Raw genomic sequence first — 18,126 nt, forward strand, 5'->3', positions numbered from 1 at the left:
CCCGCGATTACTCCTAGCGATCACTCACTGCAGCGGCCGCCCGCAGCTCGGTCTTTCGCCGACGAAGCGACAACAAACCCTTCGCCATCTGGATCACGTCCTTGGGCGAGATACGGCTTGCATGCGCCAGATGATCGTCGCTGAGTCGGATCGGGACCTCGACCGGGCGTACTCCGGCCAATTCGAGGGCGTAGTCCAGTTCGGTCGTGAAAAGGAAGCCACGCTCGGTCAACGAGGGTGCGATTCGACGCAGCAAGACACCGTCGACGATGAAAGTTCCCTGCGGGTCGCCCGTGCGGGTACCCAGCACCAACCGTCGCAGCGTCGCGAATCCACCCGTCATCACCGAACGCAGCAAGCCACGTTCCACCTCTGATTCCGAATGAGCCTTCGAACCGATGACCACCGGCGGGACGGACCCTCGATCCGCCATCACGCGGTCGGCGCCTTCGATGTCACCGAAACCGAACGGAAGGTCGTCCGCGGTGAGCAACACGCGTCGTCCACGAGAAGCAAGCGTCCCGGCGCGAAGCGCTGCGCCCATCCCTTTGTCGCTGCTCATCGGCAGGAAGGTCACTCCAGGCCAAGACCAGGAAGCTGCCAGAGCAGCACACACGTCGGCAGTGTTGTCCGTCGAACCGTTCTCCACGACGATGATCTCGACCTGACCGGCGCTCTCGGCCGGGCGGCTGGTGAAGTAGTCGGCGAATTGACGCACCGTCGACTCCAGCACCTCGCCTGAGTTGTATGCGGGGATGATCACCGAGAGTTCCGGCGTAGCTGGTTCCCCACGAACGGGTTCCGTTCGCGATGTCGCCACGTCCCGATCTCCTTACTTCCCCGACTGCAGTTCGAACTCGTCGGAATACTACGCTCCGAGAAACAAGGCGCAGCCCAGGCTCCGAGAAAAAGAGCACGACCCAGGCTCCGAACAACAGCCATCGACTCGAAGACGAAAGCACATCGTGAAATCTGACTTACCGCTCGCACAACGCGTGGTGCCGCCAATTCTTCTCGCCGCTCTGGTGTCGATCGTCGCCGCCATCCCACTGATCTCCAATCGGTGGTTCTACTACTGGGACGACAGCGCAGCAGCTTTCACGCCTGGTTGGCACACGATCGGCGAGCGAATCCTGTCCGGGTCATGGCCGACGCTCATTCCCGAATTGTGGGCCGGCGGCAATGTCACAGCCGAAGCCCTTTACGGGACATACAATCCCGTAATCCTTCTGGATTCGGTTGCCATTGCACTCATTCCGAACCTGGGAATCGGAATCACCCTGGTCAAGATGCAATTCATGGCGATTCTCGCGGTAGGCGTTTATCTGGTGGCCCGCCAGTACGGCGCCAATCGGTCGATGGCTTTCATCGCCGGATTTGCCATGCCGTTCGCCGGATACACGCTCTATTTCGACGCCTCCAGTTGGGCGTCCGGGCTGATCGCCTTCGCCTGGATCCCCCACGTCTGGTGGTCTACCCGCGCCAGCGCCCTCGGCCGAGTGAACCCCCTGGTACCGATCGTTTTCGGCTATCTTGCGATGACCACCGGAAACCCGTACGGCGCTGTCGGTGTCGCGGTCGTCTACCTCGCTGTCATAGCGGAATGCATCGCAATCAAACGCGCAGGCAGCATCAAATCACTGATGATCAGCGCGGCAGCGATCATCATGATGTCGCTGATCGTGTATCTACCATTGCTCTTCACCACCGGCGTGTCGGTGCGTACTCAGTCCGGAATCGCGAACGACGGTTCGCTTCGACCCGATCTCGGTGACCTGCTCAACCTCTCCGGCCCGTCGAACCAGCCGTACGTCACCGCTTTCGCTTCGCCTGCCATGACGATTCCACTGGTGTACCTGGCCTGGTTCCTCATACCGCTCGCACCGTGGATTCAATGGAAGTCACTGAAGAAGTTGGGCCGCCACAGCGTCTCGCTGTTCGTATTCGGCGGAATCTACGTCGTACTACTTCTCGGACCGTCGAATCTCTGGCTGTTCCGTTGGCCAGCGCGACTGCTCGAGTACGGTCAACTGCCCGCAATCGTGGTCACGGCGGTCGCGCTCTCTGCCGGACTGCATCGTGACCGTATCCAGGCGAGAGCAATCATCACCGCGGGATTGTTGGCACTGCAGTTCTACCTTGCCTGGTCGAATGTCCCGGAAGACATCGGTATTCACTCGGCATCGCTGCTCATCACCGTGGTTCTCACCGTTTTCGCGTTGGTCGTGGCCTACCGAAAGCCCCGCTACCTCGCCGGTGCACTCGCTGTCGGCATCGTCGTCGTGCTCAGTGCTCAGACCAATTTCTGGTTCACCGGAAACTACAACGTGACACCGTGGAAGTTCCCCAGGCAGGTGGCATTCCTGGAGTCCAAGTTCGAGGACCGTTACCAGGGAACCACTTTCGCGATTGCCGACCCCGTCAACATCCCGCCGGACAACGAAACCGGGCAGTGGGGTGACCTCCTGTTCGGCAACGCCTGGCAGCCCGCCGGAGTCAATGCCGTCAACAGCTACGCCGGAATCAGCTACAACGATTTCGTTCAAGCACTGTGCTTGAACTACTACGGCGGCGTCCAGTGTCCGGACGGCGTCGACCGACTGCTCGCCGAATCGCCGGGAACGGGTGTGTCCTGGCTCGACGCGATGCGAGTCGACACGGTCGTCGTTCAGAATTCCGGACCGTACGGCGGAAAACGCGCCCTCGACGCCCTACCCGAGGGCGAGTGGACCGTATCGCCGGATCGGGTGGTCACGGTCGGCCATCGCACCACCGAGCATCAGTGGCCCGACGGTCGCGTATCGGCAACGACGCCTGGTCTCGACGTGCGTGGCGATGCCGCCGCTACGGACACCAGGGAAACCGTCGAATACACCGGATCAGGCACGGTCACATTCGCCCTGCTGGCCTGGCCGGGTTGGAGCGCGACCGTAGATGGTCAGACGGTCGAGACGAAGGCCAGCCCCGGCGGGTTGTTGCAGGTCGATCTACCGCCGAGCGCCGAATCCGGATCTACCCTCACCATCGAATTCAGTCCACCCGGAAGTACTTTCGGTTGGACTGTCGCCGGCGTCGGACTGCTCCTGGCACTGTCTCAAGGAGCGTGGGCCTTCCGACGCCGACGCAGCGGTCAGGACGACAACGCTGCAGCCAACGCAGATTCCGTCACCTCGTGAACCGCGCGGTGAGCGGGCAGAATCGACGCTCGCTCACCGTCTGCGTCACCGGTGCCCTGCACCAATCCGAGGAAATGCGTCAGCTGCGCGGCAAGCGGTTCCTCGCTGTAGCGGATCGTCGGAATTTCGATGACCGTCTGCTGCTGGTAGCCGTCCCGATCGGTAGGCATGTTGTCGTCGATGTGCCGGTAGATCGTGATGTCGCGACGCAAGAGATCGATCTCGATGAGTCGATCGGCCTCGAGCAACGACAGCTGGCGAATCTTGCGCTGACTGATCCGGCTCGCGGAAATCGTTGCAACAGCACCTGATCCGAAGCGCAATACGGCGTCGGCGCAATCTTCCGACCGGTTCTGCACGGAGGTCGGGTGGAAGTAGCCGAACTCCCCTTTTGCCAAACTGGGTTCCGAGCCGGCGAATCCGATGGCAAGGTCGATATCGTGAATCAGCAGGTCCGTCGCGACACCCGTCGGAATGCGGGAAACGAACGGCGAGTGGCGGATACCGTTCACCTGCCATACATCGCCGGAGAACTCGCGGGCGGTGCGAACAGCAGGATTGAAGCGTTCGAGCAGTCCACACATCAGTGGAACACCGGACGCGCGCGAACGATCGACCAGGTCGACGCTCTGCTCGTACGTCGCAGCCAACGGCTTCTCTACCAGGACAGGCTTACCCAGATCGAGAACCCGCCCGGCCAACTCGTAGTGCGCCGGCGTAGCAGCGGCGATCACGACGGCGTCGATACCGTCGAGCGAGTCGAAATCGGCGGCCCAACGCGTATCGAACCGCGCAGCAACAGCTTTGCCCTGCTCCTCGCGCGGCTCGATCAGCAGATCCAACTCGCACAGCGGCGACTGCGCGATGACCCGCGCATGCAGCGAGCCCATCTGACCGGATCCGACAAGAGCGATACGTGGCTTGCTAGCAGTCATTTTTCAGGCCTCCATGGCGCCGCGTACCGCGGCAACGATCTGATCGACGTCGCCGGCGGACAACGCAGCGTGGACGGGGATGCTCAGGCACCGCGACGCCACCGAAGTGGCCACCGGCGTCTCGTCGATGACGACGCGCGGATGCTCGCGGTAGCACTCGTAGTCGTAGACGGCCTTCGGGTAGTAGATGCCGCTACCGATGTCTTTCGCGGCCAGACGCTCACTCAACTGGTCGCGAGTGATCGGTGCGTCTTCGGCCAGCAGCAAGGTGAACTGATGCCAGACATGTCCACGACCGGACAGTTCGCTCGGCAGGATCAGTCCCTCGACGTCCTTCAGGCCGACACGCAAGGCCTCCGCATTCCGGCGGCGCGCCTCGACCTGCTGCATGTACGTCGCCATCTGGGGCAGAGCCAAGCTCGCCTGGAGGTCAGTCATCCGGTAGTTCTGGCCGACCATCTCGTACTGGTAGCGCGCCCGCATGCCCTGGTTGCGCAGGACCCGAAGTCGATCGGCGATCGCGTCGTCGTCGGTCGTGATCATTCCGCCCTCGGCGGTCGTGAGGTTCTTCGTTGCATAGAACGAGAAGCAACCCACACCGAAACTGCCGGCGCCTCGCCCGTCGTACGTCGCTCCGTGGGCCTGAGCGGCGTCCTCGACGACAGTCAGACCGTTTTTCGATGCCAGCGGCATCAATGCGCCCATATCCGCCGACTGTCCGTACAGATGAACCGGCATCAGAACCTTCGTGCGGTCACCGATTCGATCGGCAGCGACTGCCGGGTCGATGTTGAAATCGGACTCGGAGATATCGGCGAACCGCGCCGTCGCGCCTGCCTCGAGAATCGCATTGAGCGTGGCCACGAACGTGAACGGCGTCGTCAGAACCTCGTCACCTGGCTGAAGATCCTGGACCTGGAGAGCCGCGATCAACGCCGTAGTGCCGTTGTTCACCGCCACCGCGTGTCGCGTGCCCACCAGCGCCGCGAACTCGTCCTCGAGCCGCTTCACCTTGGGTCCCTGCGCGACGATTCCCGATCGCAGAGTGTCCAGCACCTCGCGCTCGACTTCTTCCCCGAACGAGATACTGGATATCGCGATCACTGAGTTACCTCCGATAGATTCATCCGACCGTCGTCGGAACGAAATACCCCGACAACCCAGGAAGCGTATCGAAACACGATTCGATACTTCGAGAGGATTCCGGAACCCGCATGTCTGAACGAGCCGACTGCCACATCCATCCGACCGCCGTCATCGGCGCCGACGTACTGATCGGGGCAGGGGTCACGGTCGGACCGAACGCCGTGCTGACCGGCCCACTCGAGATCGGCGACGATTGCTGGATCGGCGCGGGAGCGGTCTTGGGAGCTCCCCCCGAGATCCTCGGCGCGCTACACCCGACATCCTGGTCGGTCAGCGCCGGTCTGGGAATTCGAATCGGTGCTCGAACGACGATTCGCGAATTGAGCACCGTCCATCAGGGCAGCGAACGCCGCACCGAGATCGGCGAAGACTGCTTCGTGATGAACAGAGTGGGAATCGAGCACGACGTGCAGATCGGTGACCGATGCGTCGTGTCATCCGGCACGACGCTTGCCGGGCACGTCAGCGTCGGAAACAGCGTCAACCTAGGCATGCACACTGTCGCGCACCAACGCCGCATCATCGGCTCCGGATCCATGATCGGGATGGGAACCGTCGTGGTCAAGGACGTTCCACCCTTCTCGAAGGCATTCGGCAATCCGGTGTCGTTGAACGGTGTCAACCGGATCGGAATGAGCCGATCAGGTATCTCGGACGCGGATATTTCCGCAATCGAAGACCTCTACGCCGCCGGCAGCTTCGGCACGTCACCGGCCATTCCGGACTCACTCTCGGAAGCCTTCACCTGGTGGCGGGAACGCGCCGACAAACCGCTCGTGGTTTAGCGAGACAAATCCTGGTTGGTATCGTCTGCGAAATGACGAACGGGCGGGATGCAGGCGCGTGAGTACCTCTCCCGAATCTGAACAACCGGTCGAAGACGTCGAACCGGCCGCACAGCCGAACGCTCTGCGCGGCCTTCTCGTCAACGGGTTCAAGGTGCTCGTCACCCTCGCGATCGTCGTCGCGATCATCTACGCGGTGAAGTCCCAATGGTCCGAGGTCAAGAACACGATCACCGAGCTGAACTGGTGGACGCTTGCCGCCTCGTCGGTGTTCATCTTCCTCGGTATGGGTGCCGCAGTGCGGGCCTGGCAGCACGCACTCGGCGCCCTCGAACAACCGATCCCGGCCTTCGACGCCGCTCGCGCTTATCTGGTCGGCCAACTCGGCAAGTACCTTCCCGGCAGTGTCTGGGCCTTCGTTCTGCAAACGGAACTCGTCCGGCGCGCCGGTGTGTCCCGTGCCGCAGGCTTTGTCGCAGTGCTGGTCACGGTGGGGTTGAGCACAACTTCGGCGCTGGTCGTCGGCCTCTTCGGTCTACCTGCCCTGTTCGAGGTCAGCACGGCGGCAGCGGTCGGCGTGATCATCCTCGTACCGATCGCATTGGTCTGCGCCTACCCGCCGGTGCTCACACGCCTGGTGAACCTCGCGCTGAAACTGCTCCGCCGCACGCCGCTGCACAAGCCGCTCACGATGCACAAGATTGCGCTCGCTTTGGGCTGGTGCGCAGCAAGCTGGGTGCTCTACGGCATCCAGTTGTGGCTGCTCGCGTCCAGTTCGGCGGGCTTCGAAATCCGTGGGCTCGTCCAGTGCATCGGCGCTCTCGCCCTCGGTATGTGCGCGGGAGTCCTCGTCTTTGTCGTCCCGTCCGGAATCGGTGTCCGCGAAGCCGTCATCGTCGCAGCGCTTTCACCGTTCATGGATGCCGGCGTCGCGCTCGGCCTCGCACTGGCGTCGAGGCTGCTGTTCACCCTCTGTGAGGTCTTTGCCGGCGTCGTGGCTGCGTTGTCGGGATCACGGGGCCTGCGCAATGCACTCGTGCACGAGCGCTCGCGGGTGCCGGACCCCACCAAAGCCTGACGTTCGGTCAGACCACTTTCTCGGACGCGGAATACTGCGTCTCGACGCCGGCCTTCTGCGGACGCCACCACTGCTCGTTGTCGCGATACCACTCGACGGTGGCTTCCAGTCCGCTTCGGAAATCGCGGTACTGCGGCTTCCACCCAAGCTCCTGCTGCAGTCGCGTCGAGTCGATCGCATACCGCAGATCGTGACCAGGGCGGTCGGTGACGAAGTCGAAATCGTCCGGCTTGCGTCCGAAAATTTCGAGCAGAGCCGCAATCACCGTCCGGTTGTCGGTTTCACCGTCGGCGCCGATCAGATAAGTCTCACCGGACTTTCCGCGGTCCAGGATGTCCCAGACGGCGCGGTTGTGGTCTTCGACGTGAATCCAGTCGCGGACGTTGCGACCTTCCCCGTACAACCGCGGACGCACCCCGTCGAGCAGATTGGTGATCTGGCGTGGGATGAACTTCTCCACATGCTGGTACGGGCCGTAATTGTTGGAGCAGTTGGAGATGGTGGCCGCGATCCCGAACGAGCGCACCCAGGCACGCACGAACAGATCACTCGACGCCTTGGACGCCGAGTACGGACTCGACGGGTTGTACGGTGTCGTCTCCGTGAACTTCGCCGGATCATCCAGTTCGAGGTCGCCGTACACCTCGTCGGTGGAAATGTGGTGATAACGGACCCCGTGTGAACGCACTGCCTGCAGGAGCGAGAAAGTGCCCATGACGTTGGTGCGCAGAAACGGTTCGGGGTCGGCGAGGGAATTGTCGTTGTGGCTTTCGGCGGCGAAGTGCACGACTGCGTCGGAGCGCGAGACAAGATCGTCGACCAGCGGCTCGTCGGCCACGTTGCCGTGAACAAACGTGATCCGGTCCTCGACGGACGCCAGGGACTCGCGATTTCCGGCGTAGGTCAGAGCGTCGAGAACCGTGACTTCCGCGTCGGGACGCGTCGACACCGTCTGATGAACGAAATTGGCACCGATGAAGCCGGCACCCCCGGTGACCAGTAGTCGCACTTCATCTCCTCAGGTTCATCGAACGAACTCCCACTTTAGCGGCAGAATTCGCCATGTCCCGTTTGCATCGGCGGGCAGGAGTGCAGGACACTGCACGCATGCGCGGAATCATTCTGGCCGGTGGCACCGGGTCGCGGTTGCACCCGATCACCCTCGGAGTGAGCAAGCAACTCTTGCCTGTCTACGACAAGCCGATGATCTATTACCCGCTCTCCACTCTCATGCTCGCGGACATTCGCGACATCTTGATCATCACGACTCCACACGACGCCGAGCAATTCCGACGAGTTCTCGGCGACGGCTCACAATTCGGTGTGAATCTCACGTACGCGATCCAGCACGAACCCAACGGCCTCGCAACGGCATTCACACTCGGCGCGGATCACATCGGATCGGAATCCGTGGCTCTTGTCCTCGGCGACAACATCTTCTACGGCCCCGGTCTCGGAACTCAACTCAGGCGTTTCTCCGATATCGACGGTGGCGCCGTGTTCGCTTACTGGGTATCGAATCCGACCGCCTATGGCGTTGTCGAATTCGACGACTCGGGTCGAGCAGTGTCCATCGAGGAAAAACCGACGTCACCGAAATCCAATTACGCAGTCCCTGGCCTCTACTTCTACGACAGCGACGTCGTCGACATCGCACGCACGCTGAAGCCCTCTGCGCGTGGCGAATACGAAATCAGCGACATCAATCAGCGCTATCTCGAAGCAGGCAAACTCACCGTCGACGTCCTCCCCCGCGGAACGGCGTGGCTCGACACCGGAACACCCGATTCCCTGCTCGAGGCTGCAAACTACGTGCGGACCATCGAACACCGCCAGGGTCTCAAGATCGGTTCACCCGAAGAGGTCGCGTGGCGTCAGGGATTCATCGACTCCGACCAATTGCGCACTCAGGCAGAAGCATTGGGCAAATCCGGGTACGGCGACTACCTACTTGAACTGATCGAGCACGGCAAGGAATGGTGACGTGGAAATTCGTCCACTGAAGATCGCTGGAGCGTGGGAGATTACGCCGAAGCAGTTCGGCGACCACCGCGGCGTCTTTCTCGAATGGTTCAAAAGCTCTACCTTCACCGCCGCGACCGGCCGCACACTCGACCTGGCCCAGGCCAACTGCTCCGTTTCCGAAGCCGGCAGCCTCCGCGGGATCCACTTCACGGACAATCCGCCCGGACAAGCGAAATACATCACCTGCGTGAAAGGTGCCTTCCTCGACGTCGTCGTAGACCTACGGATCGGATCACCGACCTTCGGCGAGTGGGATGCGGTGGTGATCGACGACGTCGATCGACGAGCAGTCTTCCTGGCGGAAGGCCTCGGCCACGCGATCCTTTCACTCGAAGACGGATCGACAGTGATGTACCTGTGCAGCATCGAATACTCCCCCAACCTGGACCGCGACCTCGATCCCTTCGATCCTGAACTCGCGATCGAATGGCCGACCACGGATCGTGAAGGCAACCCCCTGACCTACGAGCTCTCCGCAAAGGACGACGCCGCACCGTCCCTGGCGACGCTCCGGACGAACGGCCTGTTGCCCGGTTTTGTGGCCGAAGATTCGCCGAATCGGTAATCTTCACCTTTCACACTCGATGGGATGACGACCGGCGGGACGGACGGCTGGATGACCACACGTGCGGGCAGACGCGGTCTGTGGACGGCCGCCGTTCTCGCAGCCGGACTCGGCGCCCTCGCACTGGTCGCACCGCCTCTGACTCCGGGCACGATCGAGTCCGCCCCCGTCACAGTCATCACCACCACCCCACCGGCGCCGGTTGTTCCGCTCAGCCCGGAGGAACTCTCGGCCCAGGTGGTCCCCACCATCGTCACCATCACCGCGCCGGCCGGATTCACCACCACCGCCGGAACCGGGATCGTGCTCTCCCCTGACGGAGTGGTGCTCACGAATCACCACGTCATCAGCGGAGCCTCGGACGTCACTGCCGTCAGCATGTCCAACGGACTGATCTACGACGCCGAGATCCTCGGGTACGACAGCGTCAGCGACCTTGCCGTCCTTCGACTCGCGGGCGCCACGGATCTGCCGGTGGCTGTGGTCGGCAAATCAGCAGAAGCCACTCGTGGGGATGCCGTCACCGCAATCGGAAATGCGGAAGGCGGCGGAGTGCCCGTCCCAGCTCCCGGCGTCATCACCAATCTCGGTGTCACCGTCAACACCCGCAACGTGTCCGACGGATCGCGAAACCAGTTGAAGGGCCTCATCGAGGTCGACGCGGACATCCGGCCGGGCGATTCCGGTGGCCCCCTGGTCAACGCCGTTGGCGAGCTGATCGGCGTCAGCAGCGCGGGCAACGCCGTCACCGACCGCACCGAAACCTCGCCGGCGCCTCAGTCCTACGCGATACCGATCGACACCGCGCTACCGATCGTCGAGCAGGTACTCGGTGGCCGCTCCTCCGAAACCGTGCGTGTGGGACCGACGCCCGTGCTCGGTGTCGCAGTCAAGGATCACGCGGAGATGCCGGCCGGCGCGGAAGTTGTTGCCGTGAGCTTCGATTCGCCGGCCGAGCGGGTGGGGCTGACCAAAGGTGCGGTCATCACCGAGTTCGGTGGCAGCCGGATCGCGTCGTCCGCTGATCTCAACGCGGCGATGAGCTCGCGCCGCCCCGGCGACACCGTCGCGGTGACGTGGGTGGACGCAACCGGGCAACCCGGGACCGGTTCGCTGGTCCTCGACGAGGGGCCACCTCGCTAGTCGTACAAGGCGCCAGCCGTGAAAGCATCGTGGCATGACCACGGTTCTCCTGCTCACCTGTGACGGCGCCGCCCGCGAGGCGGATGTCGAAAGCAAACTCGTCATGGAAGCTCTCACCTCCTACGGCATTGCGTCGACAATGGCGCCGTGGTCGAGCCCGTCCCTCCTCGATATCGACGCCGACCTGGTTCTGATCCGGTCGACCTGGGACTACACCCAGCGCCTCGACGAATTTCTTGCCGTTCTCGATCAGCTGACCGCCCCGATCGCCAACCCGCTCCCGATCGTCGAGTGGAACGCCCACAAGGGATACCTCACCGAACTTGCCGCGGCCGGCGTACCTATCGTTCCAACCGCTGTGATCGCTGCCGGAAAGCGCGAAACACTCACCCTCCCTTCGTTCAAGGGTGCCGAGGTCATCGTCAAGCCTGCAGTGTCCGCCGGCGCTGTCGGAGTGGGAAAGTTTGCCGCCGGGTCCGAACAGGCCCACGCTCACCTCAGCTCAATCCTCGAGAGTGGCAACGACGCGTTGGTCCAGCCCTTCATCTCGGACGTCGTCGACGGCGAGCGCTCGATCATCCACCTCGGCGGATGCTACTCCCATGCCGTCCGGAAGATCCCAGCCACCAACGACTTCCGTGTGCAGGAGTTCCACGGCGGAACCAACTACCTCCACGAGCCTTCCGCCTCCGAACTCGCGGTGGCCGACGCGGCACTGGCCGCGACCCCATGCGGCCCCGGCGAATTGCTTTACGCGCGTGTGGACGTCGTGGGTCCGGTGGATCAACCACTGCTCATGGAAGTGGAATTGATCGAGCCCGAACTCTTTCTGCCATTCGCCCCTGGATCTGCCGACGCCCTCGCACGGGCAGTTGTCGCGTCTCTAGGTCTGTGAAGCGCCTCGGAGTGCCTTCTTGTCGACCTTCCCCAAAGCAGTGAGCGGCAACGCTTCCACAATTGAAATCTCCTTGGGCGCCCAGATCGGGCCCTTGTGTGATCTCACGTGTGCGACGAGCTGCTCGGGCGTGACCGACCATCCCGTCTTCAGTACGACTGCCGCGGTAACCGCTTCTCCCCATTGAGGATCGGGGACACCGAATACTGCACAGGCGGCCACTGCGGGATGATGTCCGAGTGAGTCCTCGACTTCGCGCGGGTAGACGTTGAATCCACCACTGATGATCGTGTCCTTGATGCGGTCGACGATCGAGATGAGCCCAGTTTCGTCGATCCGAGCAACGTCGCCGGTGTGCAACCACCCATTCGCGAGCGCTGCAGCGGTTTGTTCAGGTTTGTTCCAATAGCCGTCCATCACGAGCGGACCTCGCACACAAAGCTCGCCGGGTACGCCCGTCGCGGTCTCGTTTCCCTGCTCGTCGAACAACACCACTTCGACACCTGGCATCGCGCGCCCACAACTCCCCAGAACTGCGGGATCGTCCGTGTGCTCACGTGTATCGAGCACCGTCAACGCATTCGGGGCTTCGGCCTGACCGTAGTGCTGGCTCAGGATCGGCCCGAACACCGCCCCTGCCTGCGCGAGCCTGGTGGGGTCGATGGGTGCAGCACCGTAAAGCATCCAGTTCAGCCCGGACAGATTCGCATCCGACAGGCGTGGATGGTCGAGCAAGGCGTAGAGCATCGTAGGAACGACGAATGTAGCTGTGACTCCGTCATTTTCGATTGCGTCGACAACCCTGTCCGGGTCGAACGACCTGTGCAACTCGAAGCTTGCACCTCGCTGCAGACCGGGTGCGACGAGCAGACCGGCAGCATGAGACATCGGCGTGGTGAGCAGCATGGTGGTATCAGCCGGCCACTCCCACGTGGTGCAGGCCCAGGCATTGGCGACCAAAGATCGGTCCCTGAGCATGACGCCCTTCGGCTCACCGGTAGTTCCACCGGTGTAGAAGAGATACAAAGCTCGACCCTGACCGCCGAAGCCTGAACCTGTTCCCGCCGTAGCAAATTCACACGCTGATTCGAGGGCTGACAGTGACATCACTCGAGTCTGCGCCGCTTCGGCGCGCGCCTGGAACTGTCCGTCGGCAACCAACAGGAGATCGGTACCACTGTCTTTCAGCACCATCCTGTCGTTCTCTTCGGTCGCGAGCGGATGGAGGGCCGTGTAGCGCACGCCTGCCAGACACGCCGCGGCCATGACCGTGAATGCTTCAGGACACGGACCCGCAAGCAGGGCTACCCCGCCTCCGTCCGGCAGAGCGAGGCTACTGAGGACACCTGCAATCCGCTCTATCTGTTCAGCGGTCTGCCGATACGTCAGCTCGGCCCGATCACCGTTCCGATCCGTGAATCGAAACGCGATGTGGTCTGGTCGGCGTCGCAGCGCCGACAGAATCAGATCCGCATATCCCGCTTGCTCGTGCAAGCCTGGCGCCATCGGTTCATCGTTCATCATGTCCGCGTTCATCGTGGCCCTCCCAAGATCGTGACCGCGGCGACGGCTTCCTCGATGCCGTAGAGACCTCCGCCGTTCTCTGCGACCGCGATTCGAGCCCCGGGAACCTGTCGCCGCGCTGCTTGTCCACGCAACTGCGTGACAAGTTCGAAGACCTGCGCTAGTCCCGTTGCCGAGACCGGATGACCACGGGATTCGAGCCCACCTGACGGATTGACCGGACGCACGCCTCCCAATGAACTCGCACCGGACGCAGACCACGCGCCGCCCTCACCGATCGGGCAGAACCCCAAATTCTCGACCTGCTGTACTTCACCGAAGGCCGTGGCGTCGTGGACCTCTGCCACATCCACATCGCCTGGCCCGACTCCGGCTTCCTCGTATGCGCTCATTGCCGCTCGGCGACCGATGTGACTCTCGACGTCACCTGCGGCCCGATCCGTGCCTGACACCAAGCTGCAACCGAGTACCCGCGCCGCCCGCCGAGAGGAATCATGCCTTCGCGCAAAGTCTGCAGTGGTCACAACAATTGCCGCCGCACCGTCACTGACGGGCGAACACATCGGAACGGTCAGAGGCCACGCGACTCGCCTCGCGGCAAGCACCTCGTCGACAGTGAAGGGTTTGCGAAAGTGCGACCACGGATTGTCTACGGAATGCGCATGATTTTTGGCTGCTACGAACGCGAGTTCGAACTCGGTCGTTCCGAATCTCTCCATGTGCGCCCGAGCAAGAGAAGCGTAGATCTCCATGAACACCGACCGCTCACCCTGCGATCCGAGTTCACCCGGCACCGGAGCGGAGAGTGAGGCAAGGCCGGCGAGCGTCTCGTCGCGATGCGCAACGTCGAGTGCACCGTCGAACACCTCCAGACTTCGAGCGGGATCCGAGCACACCAGCTTGTCCACCCCGACCGCCAATGCGACCTCGGACAGACCGGCGCGAACGTGGGCGATCGCCAGCCAGAGTGCCGTTGCCCCGCCGGCGCAGGCATTTTCGACATTGACGACCGGGACTCCACCGAAACCGTAAGGCCTCAAGGCAATCTGGCCTGGGATCATGTGCTGCCGGTCGATCGCCTTCTGACTGACGGTCGCGTAGAAGACCGCACCGACGTCACCGCGGGTCAGGCCCGCGTCTTCGACGGCGTCGATCGCTGCACGCCCCGCCAATTCCGAGGCCGAGGTATCCGCGTGCCGCCCGAAGAGAGTCGCGCCGACACCGAGAACCATGACTTCGCCGACCACGCCACCACTCGATTCCTCAATACACCGAGGCCGGCGACCTCGAGTTCGACTACGTCTCCCGGTTCCAGGAACCGCCCGTGCTCCAAGCCGCATCCACTCGGCACGGTGCCGGAACAGAAGACTTCACCCGGGTACAACCGCGTGGAAGTCGAGGCGAACGAAATCACGTCCTCGAAACGATGGTCCATATCGGCGCTGGTTCCTCGACTCACCTCGTCGCCGTTGATTCTCGCGGTCATCTCGAGCTGGTAGGGGTCACCGACTTCGTCGGCCGTCACGATCCAGGGCCCGAGGACATTTGCGTTCGAAAAGTCCTTGCTCTTACTGAGACCGAGTCCGGTGGAGATCTCCTCGAGCTGAGTATCGCGGGCGCTGAAATCGTTGAAGATGGTGTAACCGAAGATGTGCGCAGGGGCATCCGCGCGTGAGATGTCGGTTCCACCGCGCCCCAGCACACAGGCGAATTCGAGCTCGTAGTCGCGCAAGCTCGAGTACTCAGGCCACACGACGTCAGATTCGTGTCCGGTCACAGCCAATCGATTCGCGATGTAGTAAAGCGGGCGTTCCAACTGGATCTTCGGCAGTTCGACTTCCTCGAGTGCGACCCCTTGAATTCGGGCGCGAGCGTTGCGGAAGTGATCCATGAAGCAGCCGAAGTCTCGGATCTGGACCGGCTGAGGAAGCGGCGACATCCAGCGCACATCACCTGCGTCGACGATTGCACTTGCCGGCGGCTCGTCTGCGAGCCGATCCAGGATCTCCCGCGCCGCCGGACCACCTTCGATGATGGTTTGCATGGTTTCCAGTTCTGGAGCCGGTTTTCCCGTCACATCATGATGAGCTCGCTCGAGTAACAACAGTTGCTCGCCGCTGCCCGTCACCAGAGCCGTCTGCTGGGTCTTTTCGTATTCGACGGTCGCAAGTTTCACTGTGAGTCAATACCTTTCACTGAATTGTTCGTTAGGTGAGGCAGGAATTTTGCTCAGACGAACGCGACCACACGAGCCGGGGCAGCGCTGGCTCGCGCAAGCTTGATCGGGAAAAACGCCACATGAAATCCCGAGGGCGGAAGCGCGGCGAGGTTCGCCAGTTGCTGAACGATGAATACTTCACGTTCGCGTCCGGCCCGGTGCCCGTCCCAGAGAACCGAGTTGTCGCCGGTGTCACGAAATTTCTGTGCCATGACTGCAAAGCTCAAGTCCCAGCCGGCAGCGTCGGTGCCCAGCACCTTCGCGCCTTGCTCGGCGAGAAACAGCGTGCCTTCGCGACTCATCCCTGGATACTGAAAGAACCCTGGATCAGCCAAGGTGAAGCTCTCTTGTCCGGTACGGAGCAACACGGCACCATCCTGGGGAACGGACGCACCGTTTTCCGCCAGGGCAGCTTTCAGCGCGTCCACCGAGATCGGCTGATTCGCCTCGCACCGGCCGCGCAGGTCGAGCACCACTGTCTCGCAGAACAATTCATCCAACGCGATGTCTGTGATCGTGCGAGAAGGCTTACCCTCCGAGGTTGATCCGTAGTGCAAGGGTGCGTCGACGTGCGTCCCCAGATGACTGTTGAACTCACTCAACATCTCCGACCCCCACCCCTCACCGTCCGGAAGATCATGAACTCCGCACTGCAGTGCTGCCGCGAACTCGTCGCGTCCGGCACCTGCGGGGTGCGAGTAGGTCACCGAGGGGGCAACGACGGAAGCCAGTGCCTTCAAACCCTCGGGGAGCAATTCCCGATCGGCCGGATCGAGAGTTCTAGTCAGATCGATGAGTTCCATGTCCGCCCATTCCGTTAAGCTATTGGACGCTCAGCATATAACTGGACGATCAACATAGGCAAGAGGGTGTCGCGAGAGGAATACGGCCGGCCGATGGCCGGCCTCGTAGCATGAGTGCGGTGCGCAGGTCTCGGCCCCGACGGGCACGTCGACGTCACCGCGTGCCGGAATTGGCTGCACTCGAGAACGAAAGAAGGCAGGAACACCGAATGGCGTCGACACGCAAGCAGGAGATTTCCGAGGAAACCAGACGGCGACTGGTGAAAGCCGCGGCCGAACTGGCTGCCGAAGGCGGGTCGACCGCGATGTCCGTACAAGCCGTGGCAGAAAGATCCGGTATCAGCAGAGGGTCCGTGGCCTGGCACTTCGGATCGAAGGACGGGCTTCTACGAGCCGTCGTCGAGGACGCATTCCGGTGGGGCATGGAAAAGCTACGCGCAGAGTTGGCATCATCCTCGGCGGCCGGAATCGAAGCATTGATCGAAGCCAACTTCGTACTGATGTCATACCCCGAGGCACGAATTTTCTCGACCATCTTGATCGAAGCCGTGATTCCCGGGTCCACCATCCGCGAGACCTACGCAGAGCAGTACGTCGCAATGCGAACGCTGTACGCGGACTACCTGCGTTCGATCGACACCCCGGTCGCCAATCCGGAGTTGGTTGCCGTCACCCTTCTGGCCGGCACTCTCGGGATCAACCTCCAACATCGCCTCGATCCCGACAACGTCGATCGACGTTCAGCAGTAACCGAGCTCGAATCGATCTATGCCCGCGCGATGGCACCTACCGCAACGTCAGGACACGAGAATCCCTAACCGGACCGGAAGTTCAACTTCCCGAACAACTTTCGCCCGCGACCTGGGGCGAGACCGCATCTAGCCTGGCGCATATAAACCTGGCAACGTCACGTAGCGCGGCCCGGCTCTCCGGCAAGCCAGGCCAGACGGCGGGAAACGCGTGAACCTGGCCGTTCCAGATCTGCAGCGAGCACGGCACCCCCGCGGCGGCGAGCCGTTGCGCCATCACCTCCGAATCGACTCTGAGCACCTCGGATTCGGCGGCGATCAGCAACGACGGCGGCAACGCGGCAAGATCGCCGTCGACGGGCGAGTTCGTCTGTCCGCCAAGCTTTCCGATCGCCATCAATGCCGACACCGGGGCGATCACGTCGCGTCGAGCGTTGGCATGGACCGATTTGGTGGTGCAATCGAGATCGAGGAGCGGTGAGAGCCCGACAAGACCGGCCGGAACCTCGAGCCCCGCGGAAACTGCTGCAAGCGCCGTCGCGAAGACCAGGAAACCTCCGGCCGAATCACCAACGAACACAACCTTTTCCGGCAAGGCTCCCTGTTCGAGAAGCCACCGGTATGCATCGAGGCAGTCGTCGACGGACCCGCTGATGCTCGTACTCGGCAACTGCCGATACGCGATGTGCAGGACCGGAAGGCCGGTTCGCTTGGCGATGCCGGCAACGACCGGCCGATGCGTGTTGAGCCCGCAGCACATGAACCCGCCGCCGTGCAGGTATAGAACTACACCGTCGCGCAGATCGGCCGTCGAGCCTGCCGTCCGGACGAGTTCACCGTCGAATCCTGGAAAACGAATCGCTTCCCGATCGATCCCGGACGGAATGCGTACACCCGCGGCCGAGTCCAGAACTGCGGCGCGGCGCATGGCGCCAGGCGTCAGCGGCGCGATCCCAACTACGGGCCGAAGCATCCATCGACACGCGTTGTAGAGGACCTGCGATTCGATACTCGGCCTGCCGTATCGAGTTCCGGTCCTACGACTGACTGTCGGCAACAGAGACATCTGTCCAGATTAGAAGCG

The 18,126-nt window shown here is 62.4% G+C and carries 17 protein-coding genes; 8 read left to right on the forward strand and 9 right to left on the reverse strand.

Translation table 11 applies throughout. The features are described 5' to 3' along the window. Positions 1-13: 13 nt before the first annotated feature. Positions 14-820, reverse strand: a complete 807-nt coding sequence (locus AC2ETI_RS22860) for a glycosyltransferase (protein ID WP_483634420.1) — start codon at positions 818-820, stop codon at positions 14-16. A 145-nt stretch (positions 821-965) separates the two neighbouring features. Here AC2ETI_RS22860 and AC2ETI_RS22865 point away from each other — a divergent pair, with 145 nt between their 5' ends. Then, complete coding sequence (locus tag AC2ETI_RS22865) at positions 966-3,176, forward strand: hypothetical protein (RefSeq protein WP_483634421.1); 2,211 nt, start codon at positions 966-968, stop codon at positions 3,174-3,176. Here the strand turns inward: AC2ETI_RS22865 and AC2ETI_RS22870 are convergent. Both AC2ETI_RS22870 and AC2ETI_RS22875 read right to left on the reverse strand, forming a co-directional pair. Further along, positions 3,131-4,111 (reverse strand): Gfo/Idh/MocA family protein, encoded by a 981-nt coding sequence (locus tag AC2ETI_RS22870; RefSeq protein WP_007731789.1) that lies wholly within the window; start codon positions 4,109-4,111, stop codon positions 3,131-3,133. The genes AC2ETI_RS22865 and AC2ETI_RS22870 overlap by 46 nt on opposite strands. 3 nt (positions 4,112-4,114) lie before the next feature. Further along, entirely contained in the window at positions 4,115-5,215 is a 1,101-nt protein-coding gene (locus tag AC2ETI_RS22875) for a DegT/DnrJ/EryC1/StrS family aminotransferase (RefSeq protein ID WP_042950324.1), read from the reverse strand. Positions 5,216-5,325: 110 nt separating this feature from the next. Here AC2ETI_RS22875 and AC2ETI_RS22880 point away from each other — a divergent pair, with 110 nt between their 5' ends. Together AC2ETI_RS22880 and AC2ETI_RS22885 are read left to right on the forward strand one after the other, a co-directional pair. Then, positions 5,326-6,042 carry a DapH/DapD/GlmU-related protein gene (locus tag AC2ETI_RS22880; protein WP_029254227.1) on the forward strand — a complete coding sequence of 239 codons (717 nt, stop codon included), beginning with the start codon at positions 5,326-5,328 and terminating at the stop codon, positions 6,040-6,042. Between the two features lie 124 nt (positions 6,043-6,166). After that, on the forward strand, positions 6,167-7,120 hold the full coding sequence (locus tag AC2ETI_RS22885) for a lysylphosphatidylglycerol synthase transmembrane domain-containing protein (protein ID WP_400821732.1): 954 nt from the start codon (positions 6,167-6,169) through the stop codon (positions 7,118-7,120). 7 nt (positions 7,121-7,127) lie between these two features. Here the strand turns inward: AC2ETI_RS22885 and rfbB are convergent, their stop codons facing one another. Next, positions 7,128-8,129, reverse strand: coding sequence for a dTDP-glucose 4,6-dehydratase (gene rfbB, locus AC2ETI_RS22890; RefSeq protein ID WP_151531479.1), 1,002 nt, complete (start codon positions 8,127-8,129; stop codon positions 7,128-7,130). A gap of 98 nt (positions 8,130-8,227) precedes the next feature. On the opposite strand from rfbB, the gene rfbA reads away from it, so the two are divergent. From rfbA to AC2ETI_RS22910, 4 genes are read left to right on the forward strand one after another with little or no spacing between them, the layout of a single operon-like run. Further along, positions 8,228-9,103: a glucose-1-phosphate thymidylyltransferase RfbA gene (gene rfbA, locus AC2ETI_RS22895; protein WP_029537391.1), complete on the forward strand. Its 876-nt coding sequence runs from the start codon at positions 8,228-8,230 to the stop codon at positions 9,101-9,103. A gap of 1 nt (position 9,104) precedes the next feature. Beyond that, positions 9,105-9,710: a dTDP-4-dehydrorhamnose 3,5-epimerase family protein gene (locus tag AC2ETI_RS22900; protein ID WP_042950318.1), complete on the forward strand. Its 606-nt coding sequence runs from the start codon at positions 9,105-9,107 to the stop codon at positions 9,708-9,710. 51 nt (positions 9,711-9,761) lie between these two features. After that, on the forward strand, positions 9,762-10,853 hold the full coding sequence (locus AC2ETI_RS22905; RefSeq protein WP_483634434.1) for a S1C family serine protease: 1,092 nt from the start codon (positions 9,762-9,764) through the stop codon (positions 10,851-10,853). 34 nt (positions 10,854-10,887) lie between these two features. Beyond that, a complete protein-coding gene (locus AC2ETI_RS22910; RefSeq protein WP_483634422.1) occupies positions 10,888-11,748 on the forward strand; it encodes an ATP-grasp domain-containing protein in 861 nt (286 codons plus the stop codon). Here the strand turns inward: AC2ETI_RS22910 and AC2ETI_RS22915 are convergent. Genes AC2ETI_RS22915 through AC2ETI_RS22930 form a run of 4 tightly spaced genes read right to left on the reverse strand, consistent with a single transcriptional unit; the run spans position 11,737 to position 16,293 of the window. Further along, positions 11,737-13,284 (reverse strand): AMP-binding protein, encoded by a 1,548-nt coding sequence (locus tag AC2ETI_RS22915; protein ID WP_483634423.1) that lies wholly within the window; start codon positions 13,282-13,284, stop codon positions 11,737-11,739. The genes AC2ETI_RS22910 and AC2ETI_RS22915 overlap by 12 nt on opposite strands. Continuing rightward, complete coding sequence (locus AC2ETI_RS22920; RefSeq protein ID WP_483634435.1) at positions 13,281-14,504, reverse strand: thiolase family protein; 1,224 nt, start codon at positions 14,502-14,504, stop codon at positions 13,281-13,283. The genes AC2ETI_RS22915 and AC2ETI_RS22920 overlap by 4 nt, the downstream gene beginning before the upstream one ends. Beyond that, positions 14,399-15,448, reverse strand: coding sequence for a fumarylacetoacetate hydrolase family protein (locus AC2ETI_RS22925; protein WP_483634424.1), 1,050 nt, complete (start codon positions 15,446-15,448; stop codon positions 14,399-14,401). Before AC2ETI_RS22925 ends, AC2ETI_RS22920 begins: the two co-directional genes overlap by 106 nt. Positions 15,449-15,501: 53 nt before the next feature. Then, positions 15,502-16,293, reverse strand: coding sequence for a cyclase family protein (locus AC2ETI_RS22930; RefSeq protein ID WP_070385939.1), 792 nt, complete (start codon positions 16,291-16,293; stop codon positions 15,502-15,504). Between the two features lie 209 nt (positions 16,294-16,502). Here AC2ETI_RS22930 and AC2ETI_RS22935 point away from each other — a divergent pair, with 209 nt between their 5' ends. After that, positions 16,503-17,111 carry a TetR/AcrR family transcriptional regulator gene (locus AC2ETI_RS22935; protein ID WP_192804717.1) on the forward strand — a complete coding sequence of 203 codons (609 nt, stop codon included), beginning with the start codon at positions 16,503-16,505 and terminating at the stop codon, positions 17,109-17,111. A gap of 13 nt (positions 17,112-17,124) precedes the next feature. Here AC2ETI_RS22935 and AC2ETI_RS22940 read toward each other — a convergent pair whose 3' ends face one another. Continuing rightward, a complete protein-coding gene (locus AC2ETI_RS22940) occupies positions 17,125-18,108 on the reverse strand; it encodes an alpha/beta hydrolase (RefSeq protein ID WP_151531776.1) in 984 nt (327 codons plus the stop codon). Positions 18,109-18,126: the final 18 nt, after the last annotated feature.

Source organism: Rhodococcus sp. MurmanLake-1, assembly GCF_056945715.1.

Bases quoted from the DNA above. Each gene is read 5' to 3' on its own strand.
- AC2ETI_RS22930 (WP_070385939.1), bottom strand. From the start codon at position 16,293: ATGGAACTCATCGATCTGACTAGAACTCTCGATCCGGCCGATCGGGAA.
- AC2ETI_RS22870 (WP_007731789.1), bottom strand. From the start codon at position 4,111: ATGACTGCTAGCAAGCCACGTATCGCTCTTGTCGGATCCGGTCAGATG.
- AC2ETI_RS22880 (WP_029254227.1), top strand. From the start codon at position 5,326: ATGTCTGAACGAGCCGACTGCCACATCCATCCGACCGCCGTCATCGGC.
- AC2ETI_RS22905 (WP_483634434.1), top strand. From the start codon at position 9,762: ATGACCACACGTGCGGGCAGACGCGGTCTGTGGACGGCCGCCGTTCTC.
- AC2ETI_RS22940 (WP_151531776.1), bottom strand. From the start codon at position 18,108: ATGTCTCTGTTGCCGACAGTCAGTCGTAGGACCGGAACTCGATACGGC.
- AC2ETI_RS22935 (WP_192804717.1), top strand. From the start codon at position 16,503: ATGGCGTCGACACGCAAGCAGGAGATTTCCGAGGAAACCAGACGGCGA.
- AC2ETI_RS22915 (WP_483634423.1), bottom strand. From the start codon at position 13,284: ATGAACGCGGACATGATGAACGATGAACCGATGGCGCCAGGCTTGCAC.
- rfbA (WP_029537391.1), top strand. From the start codon at position 8,228: ATGCGCGGAATCATTCTGGCCGGTGGCACCGGGTCGCGGTTGCACCCG.
- AC2ETI_RS22910 (WP_483634422.1), top strand. From the start codon at position 10,888: ATGACCACGGTTCTCCTGCTCACCTGTGACGGCGCCGCCCGCGAGGCG.
- AC2ETI_RS22920 (WP_483634435.1), bottom strand. From the start codon at position 14,504: ATGGTTCTCGGTGTCGGCGCGACTCTCTTCGGGCGGCACGCGGATACC.